Here is a 7241-nt window from a genome sequence, read left to right on the forward strand (position 1 = left end):
TTCGGACAGCACGGGCAATTAAAAAAAATTAAGATGAAAAAATATATACGAAACTATATAGCATCAACAGCAATGATTACTGTACTTTTAGGATGCTTAAACAGTTATGGTCAGGATAAAAAACAAGAATTATCGATTTCTGTAGGCGGACCCGGTTCTTTTTTGAAATATAATACACCCGGAAATGTTGTTCCCGGAAACGGAATAAACGCAGGAATTCGATATTCCTATTACTTAAGTGAAAGTGTAAGTCTTGGAATTGGTGCCGAATACCAAACCTATAAATCTGATGTAAAATTCAACTCGATTAGCGGGCGTTATGCTGCTACAGATGCTGAAAATGAAAATTTTCAATTCAGATATTCAGCAACCGGATTGAGAGAAACTCAGAAATTAGGATATATTAATGTGCCTGTGAGCATTCAGTTTGAAACTCCGGGAACTACACAATTGTATCTTGCCGCAGGTGCAAAAGTTGGATTTGCAGTAAATGGAACTTACGAAAGTAAAATGGAAAACCTTACTACAAGCGGTTATTTCCCGCAATACAATGTGGAATTATTCAGCCCTGCATTTGCCGGTTTTGCCAGTACAAATAATGTACAAACAGCTAAAGAGGATCTGGATACTGAAGTATCCTATTCGGCTACTTTTGAAACTGGTGTGAAACAAAAAATTGGTGACAAAAGTGCTATTTATATCGGAGTTTATTTAGACTACGGATTAAATAATATCTACGATAAGAGCAGCAACAAAAATTTTGTTCAATATAATCCTGAATTGCCTGTGCAATTAAAACAAAATAGTGTACTTGAATCGCCGTTTGCAAGCAATGTAAGATTAGTTTCTTACGGACTTAAACTACGATTTGCTATACGATAAATTTGTTAGTATTAAATTTCTTTCCCTTTAGGGAAAAACTTAAAAAGCCGGTTTCATGGGGGAAACCGGCTTTTTTTTGTGCTCTTGTTTTTCAAAACAATGATTTTAAATATGTGCATTCCTTTGAGGTTCGTTTGGAAGGATTTTTTATCAAAATTGCAAAAGCTTGTCATTTAGAAGCAAGGAGAAATCACACGAGAAATTCCGCTCCTAAATTTGCCAATCTTTATCGAATATGTGATGTGATTTCTCCTTGCGTCGAAATGACATATTGTGTTTAAACTTTGCTCCAGCTGAATGATATTTATTAATTCATTCATTTTCAAAACCAATGTCACCCCTCTGGGGTTAGTTTGGACGGATTTATTGTTTTCTATAAATATTACGTCCCGCTGGGACTTGCAAATTCTTATTCGATCAATGCTTATTATTCTGTAATGCTCCAGCGGAGCAATATATTTATAGCTATTAGGCATCCTTTTTACCAAAAGCTCCGGCGGAGCGATATATAATGACTAAAAACCATAAAAAAAGCTGCAAGAAAATCTTGCAGCTTTTAAAATTAATAGAACCTCATGTTCTTATTTCATAGAAACAATTACAAATTCGCTTCTTCTGTTTAACTGATGTTCTTCTTCTGTACAAGCTACATTATCTGAACATTTATTGATTAATTGGCTTTCGCCATATCCTTTTCCTGTTATTCTGGCTGAGGCAATTCCGCGTTTTACAAACCATTCGATAGTTGCCTTTGCTCTTTTATTAGACAATGTCATATTATATTCCTGAGTCTGTCTGCTGTCTGTATGAGAACGAACATCGATTTTCATTTCGGGATATTGTTTTAATACAGCAAGTACTTTCTCTAATTCAAAAGCAGCTTCCTGACGAATAAATGATTTATCAAGATCAAAATAAATTATTGGAATCTCTAATGTTTTAGCCAAATCTGTCCCTACTTCTATTGGTTTGATTTGTTTATTTAATTTAATATCTAATTCAGGTTTATCATTTGTTGGCTGAATTGTAACCGGACTTTCATTTGTTTCATAATCTTGTTTTGAAACTCTTACATGATAGGTTTGATTGCATTTTACATCAAAATTATAAGTTCCGTTTTTATCCGAAATTACTGTTGCAATTTCCTTAAATTTATCGTCAAGCAAAATTACTTTTGCATCGGATAAAACTTCGTTCGTTTGAGAATCTGAAACAATTCCTGATAATTTTTTTTCACAATCCAGTCTTTTTGTTTCTGTGAATTTATAGATATCATCATTTCCAATTCCGCCTTCTTTGTTAGAGGAGAAATAACCTTTACGAGTATTGTTGTCAATTATAAAAGCAAAATCATCCGACTTTGTATTTACCGGTTCTCCAATATTTTGTACCAGATCAAAAGTAACATCTTCCTTGATTTTTGCCACAAATACATCAAGTCCGCCTAATCCCGGACGTCCGTCACTTGAAAAATATAGTTCATTATCGCCGGATATAAACGGGAATGTTTCTCTTCCTTCGGTATTAATTGCAGTTCCTAAATTTTCCGGTTTCCCAAAGGTTCCATCTTCATTAATAACAACACTAAACAAATCCGATTGTCCTAAAGTTCCCGGCATATCTGATGCGAAATACAGCTTTTTTTCGTCCAGACTTAAAGCAGGATGCGCAATACTATATTGATCACTATTAAAAGGCAACTCTGTAATATTGGTCCATTTATCATTTATAAAATCGGCTTTGTACAATTTCAATAAGGTAATTCTTTTAGTATCTTTTCCTTTTTTACCGCTTAAAAAATTGTTTCGGGTAAAGTACATTGTTTTTCCATCTTTGGTGAAAACCGGAGAAGATTCGTTGAATTTAGAATTAATCTTTTTCTCAAACCGAATTGGATTCTCTAAAGTTCCATCCGCTTTTAATTCTGCAGCAAATAAATTGGTAAATGATTTATTCGTCCATTTAAATGTTTTTTTTATAACACTTCCGGTATCACGAGCAGAAGCAAATACTAATTTATTATTATAAATTGTACTTCCGTAATCTGATTGTTTCGAATTAATTCCGGCATTTGCAATATCAAATCTTCCTGAATTCGCTTTAATCTGCTCCAGATAATTTTTATTGTTTTCGAATAAAACACCTCTTTTATCCGTTTTAACTTTGGCATTAAAAGTTTCCAGCATTTTATCTGCTTTGGCATAATCACCCACAGATTTCAGTGCCTGAGAATATCTGTAATAATATTCAGGTTCCTGCTGCTCGTTAAAAGCAAAAAGCGCGTCGTACCACTTTGCAGCTTTCGGTAACTCGGCATTAAAATAATAGGAGTTTCCTAATCTCTGAAACATTTTTTCATCCTTATATCCGCTTTCGGCTACTTTTTCATAAATAGCAATAGCATCTACATAAGCATATTGATTATACTCCTTCTCTGCTTTATTCAAAACTGTTTTTTGAGCCATTCCGTTAAAGCAAACAGACGACAAAACAGCAGCATAAATTATATTTTTAACTTTCATAATTAGAAAAATCTTGGTGAAGTTATACGTCCATATTTGTTTAAGAATTCAAAACGCAGGAATATCTCGTGCGATCCTGAGTTATAATTCACTAATTTGGTGGTTTCACGATCGTAAGCATAACCAAGATATAAAGCATCTGTTATTTGAAATCCAGCCAATGCACTTACCGACGCACTCCATCTGTAAGCCACACCAATTACAAATTTATCGTTGAACATAAAGTTAGCTGATGCATCTACTTGTAATGGAGAACCTTCGACCATTTTTGTTAATATAGCCGGTTTGAATTTTATAGTTTCGTAACGGTCTAAATCAAATACATAACCTGCGATGAAATAATAGTTGATTTTGTCTTTGTAAATGGCAACATCATTATCATCATAACGATTGGTCTGGATGAAATTAGGAACCGATAAACCTACATAAGCTTTATCTGTATGCCAGTAAACTCCTGCTCCAATATTAGGTGTGAATTTGTTTCGAAAATCCTGAAATTGCGGATCTCCCTGATCTTCCGGTGTTAATTTAGTTGGATCCAGTTTGAATAAATTGGCTGATCCTTTTATACCAAAAGAAAGTTTGGCTGTAGCCGATGTTGGTATAGAATAGGAGAAATCTGCTGATAAGTTATTCTCATTCGTTGGCCCTATTTTATCATTGATTAATGAAACTCCTAACCCAACGTTATTACCAACCGGAGTATTTACAGAAAAACTGCTGGTTTCCGGCGCACCGTCTAACCCAACCCATTGCGTGCGATAAAGTCCAAAAACGCTCATTACGCCTCTTGAACCGGCGTAGGCAGGATTTATATTTATGGTGTTATACATGTATTGTGTAAACTGCGCATCTTGCTGGGCAAAACCTGCAACGGAACAAAACAATAAAACTAAAACTAATTTTTTCATTTACTTTATTTTTAAATAATGGCTTAGCTGTCACTAAGCCATTTTATTTGTATAGTATATTATCTGGTCAGGTATAAATATCCAGCCTCTTGGTGTGGGTTAGATTGCTTGTCCTTATATCTTATGATATAATAATAAGTACCTTCCGGTAATCCGTTTGAGTCCTTAATAGTAACACGTCCTTCTGATATACCTCTAAAGGCGATGTCGTTATTATTATAATGATCTCTTTCGAACACTAAAACTCCCCAACGGTTGTAAATCTGAACCGTATTCTCAGGATAACATTCTAAACCTTGTACATAGAATCTTGAGTTCTTTTCATCTCCATTTGCAGAAACTGCGTTAAAGATTTTGATTACACAACCACTTAATTCTATGATAGTTGGTTTTTCACCATCGACATCGCTTGAATCTGATTTGTCCATAACAATGATTCCGCTTTTTGTAACTCCCGAAGCTGTTGCCTGATTGCTTATCGTTCCGGAATTTACATCTGCCTGAGTTAAAGTATACGTTCCTGTAATTGAAGAAGTATCAGTTTGACCAGCTGCCAAATTAATTGGACCTCCGCTCATCACAATTCCAGGTAACGGATCTGCAACAAGTATGTTTTCAAGATCTGTGTTTCCTTTGTTTGTAATTGCAAAATTATAGGTTAAAGTTTCTCCCGCTTCAGCATATCCATTTCCGTTAGTATCATTCAATACAACTGTTTTTACAATTGCAATTGCAGGAACTTCAACAAAAATCTTAACTGTTGCAGTGGTACAATTAGATGAATTTGCTACTTCGCATATTTGATAGGTTAATGTATAGTTTCCTCCTTTTGTTCCGGGTGCTACATCAATAGTTCCGTCAGGATTAAGTGTAATTCCTGCTGGAAGATTTTGACCTTTCAAAATAACATCCGCAGGCTGAACCGGAACACCATTTAATTTATCATTATCTAAAACATTAATTACTTCCAGTGATCCGTTAAGTCCGTCTGCGAGTGTTACATCATCTTCATTTCCTGCTACAATTCCAAATGTTGGCATTGCACTACATCCAGTTATTGCCGAAGGATAATTTACTACTACAGATTGTGTAGGATTCAATGAAAACTGCATTGTAACAGCTGGTCTTGTTAATTCGAAACCATCATTTCCTTGCGTCCATTGTCCGTTTGTTAGTACCCATCCCGGCCAGTCAACAGGATTATTATTTCCGTCAACAACAGCTCCAGGCCATAGTACATTACCATTTAATGGCATATTGTTTTGTGTCGCTACAATATTGTTGGCACTATCTATCCAATTAATAGTTAACAATGTTGTTGGCGTAAAATTATCTGCTACCACATTATAAGAAACATAAGGTGTATTATTCGAACAATAACTACTTGCCGTAATTGTCATTGTAGGCGCAACAACCGTAACTGTTACAGTAGCTAGGCTACAATTTCCAGCATTTGCTTTTTCACAAATTTCGTATGTCAATGAATAAGTTCCCGCTGGTGCATTTGGCGCCAGTTCGATTGTTCCATCAGGTTTTAATGTCAGAATACCTTTTGGATCCGGAGTTGGAAGACTTAGTTTAACATCTAAAGGATCTAATGGACTATTGTTTAAAGTGTCATTATTGAATATGTTGGTTACCGTTATAATTTTATTAATTCCTACAACTGAATTTATAGGATCAGCTACTGCATTTAAAATTGTTTTATCAATTACAATAGTAACAGTCGCCGGACTAATATCTATTGCTCCGTTATTATCCGTCGCAGTAAATGTAAATGTATCGTTACCTGAAAATGCTCCGCTAGGATCATAAGTAAGCATTGCAGCTTCTGAAGGTGTCAATATTTGGTTCACCGTTATTGCAGTTCCGTTTAAAGCCAAAGTTCCATTTGAAGGTAAACTTAAAACAGTATAACTTACAATTGTTCCGTCAGTATCTGTTGCTGTTAAAGCATTCATTGCTGTTGCTCCTGCTCTTGAAGGAATACTTGCATTTGTAGCATCATCGTGAGCAGTTGGCGGATTATTGCCAACCGGAATTGTAATTGCTGCAACTGCTGATACAGCATTTAAATCATCTGTCGCGTTAAAAGTAAAGGTATCAATACCTGTAAATGTTCCGCTTGGCTGATAAGTAAGCATCGCTGCTTCTGCAGGAGTTAATACCTGGTTTAAAGTTACCGGAACTCCTGATAATGCTAAAATTCCGTTAGTTGGTAAAGTTAAAACAGTATAATTTGCAATTGTTCCGTCAACATCTGTCGCCGTTAGAGCATTGATTGCCGTTGCTCCTGCTGTAGATGAAATAATAGCATTTGTATCATTGTTTGCTACTGGTGCATCATTTACTGATGTGACCGTTATCAATTCGTTTGCCGTAGCTGTTCCGCCGTTTCCATCGCTGATTACATAAGGAATACTGATTGGTGTAGCCGAATTAAAGTTCAATGCCGGAGTGAAAGTAATTACGCCAGTCGCCGAAATATTTACGGTTCCGTTGCTAACATTTATGGTTTGGATTCCACCAGTTAAAACTGTTCCGTTGATTGAAGTAATACTCAAAGTATCGCCGTCAACATCTGAATCCAATGCCAAAGGTGTTAATGTAACTGTTCCGTCTTCTGCAACCGTATAAACATCATCAACTGCAACCGGATTATCATTTACAGCCGTAACTGTAATTAGTTCATTTGCCGTAGCTGTTCCGCCGTTTCCATCACTGATAACATAAGGAATGCTTATTGGCGTAGCCGAATTAAAGTTCAATGCCGGAGTGAAAGTAATTACTCCAGTCGCTGAAATATTTACGGTTCCGTTGCTAACATTTATGGTTTGGATTCCACCAGTTAAAACTGTTCCGTTGATTGAAGTAATACTCAAAGTATCGCCGTCAACATCTGAATCCAATGCCAAAGGTGTTAATG

The 7241-nt window shown here is 35.7% G+C and carries 4 protein-coding genes; 1 reads left to right on the forward strand and 3 read right to left on the reverse strand.

The features are described from left to right. Positions 1 to 33: 33 nt before the first annotated feature. On the forward strand, positions 34 to 882 hold the full coding sequence (locus ACHRVX_RS23605; protein ID WP_395337001.1) for an outer membrane beta-barrel protein: 849 nt from the start codon (positions 34 to 36) through the stop codon (positions 880 to 882). Positions 883 to 1463: 581 nt separating this feature from the next. Here the strand turns inward: ACHRVX_RS23605 and ACHRVX_RS23610 are convergent. From ACHRVX_RS23610 to ACHRVX_RS23620, 3 genes are all read right to left on the reverse strand, one after another. Beyond that, complete coding sequence (locus ACHRVX_RS23610; protein ID WP_395337003.1) at positions 1464 to 3404, reverse strand: OmpA family protein; 1941 nt, start codon at positions 3402 to 3404, stop codon at positions 1464 to 1466. Positions 3405 to 3406: 2 nt separating this feature from the next. Next, positions 3407 to 4315, reverse strand: a complete 909-nt coding sequence (locus tag ACHRVX_RS23615; protein ID WP_395337005.1) for a type IX secretion system membrane protein PorP/SprF — start codon at positions 4313 to 4315, stop codon at positions 3407 to 3409. A gap of 59 nt (positions 4316 to 4374) precedes the next feature. Continuing rightward, positions 4375 to 7241 (reverse strand): Ig-like domain-containing protein (locus ACHRVX_RS23620; RefSeq protein ID WP_395337007.1); only part of this gene is annotated, 2867 nt, incomplete at its 5' end.

This window comes from Flavobacterium sp. FlaQc-47 (assembly GCF_044006475.1).
Lineage (GTDB): Bacteria > Bacteroidota > Bacteroidia > Flavobacteriales > Flavobacteriaceae > Flavobacterium.